The organism is Campylobacter portucalensis (assembly GCF_009690845.1).
GTDB classification, from domain to species: domain Bacteria; phylum Campylobacterota; class Campylobacteria; order Campylobacterales; family Campylobacteraceae; genus Campylobacter_B; species Campylobacter_B portucalensis.
This window is the reverse complement of the sequence record NZ_VWSJ01000075.1, coordinates 1-876: the sequence shown is the minus strand read 5'-3', so window position 1 is coordinate 876 and position 876 is coordinate 1. Positions and strand designations below refer to the sequence as shown.

Annotated in this window: 2 protein-coding genes; both read left to right on the top strand. The window is 24.3% G+C overall.

Annotation, left to right across the window (positions count from 1 at the left end):
• On the top strand, window positions 1-305 hold a 305-nt coding region (locus tag F1B92_RS08705; RefSeq protein WP_229771003.1), incomplete at its 5' end, for a hypothetical protein.
• A 107-nt stretch (window positions 306-412) separates the two neighbouring features.
• Window positions 413-769, top strand: a complete 357-nt coding sequence (locus tag F1B92_RS09275; protein WP_229771002.1) for a hypothetical protein — start codon at window positions 413-415, stop codon at window positions 767-769.
• Window positions 770-876 lie beyond the last annotated feature (107 nt).

Here is an 876-nt window from a genome sequence, read left to right as displayed (position 1 = left end):
AAAAAAAAAAAAAAAAAAAAAACGAAAATTTTATTTTGCAAACTACATTGGAAAGCATAAATTTAAATGATTATAATATAACCACTACGCAAATTAATTTTAATCCTTTTTTTGATTTCTTCATTAGTGGCAAACAAATAAGTATTGTGGATAAAAACGGCAAAGTAATAATGTCTGAAAATATCATTTATGATAAATTTGGTTATCCTTTTTTAAATACTGGAAGCGGGGAATTTTGGTTTCAAAGTACTAAGAAGTGTGGAGATGAGTATAAATTTAGTAATAAAATATTTTACAAGGAATAAAAATAAATAATTTAAAACAAAAATATAAAATTTGCAGAAATATCAGATTTATATTGATTTTTCCATTGATTTTTATATTTAGTTACTTGGTTGGCTCTTTGATCTCTATGTCGCTGTTACTTGTCAGTGATAGCGTAAATTTAAGGATTGGTGCTAGTTTTGTTTGTGCTACATTGATTTGTATCTATATTTTGCGATATTTTTTTCTGCGATATAAACAATTAGAATATAGCACTTTATTTATAAAAAATCCAAAATTAAGTCTAATGATATTTTATATTGAAAATTTATCATTGATAATTTTATACGCTGGATTTTTATGTCTTGTTATAGGCAAATATTTGTATGGCAATGGCGAATATATAAATACTGTTATGTCGCTATTTGGGTTTTTAGTTGCACCTGTTTTTGTGCTCGTTTTTATAATAACTTATTTTTTGAATAAAAGGAAAGATAATGAATAATTTAGAAAAGTCAATTACACTTTATGGAAAAATATCAAAATTGGCTTATGATGACAGCCTATTTACCGCAAATTCGCAAATAAATAAATTTATCAAATTCTTTGCTT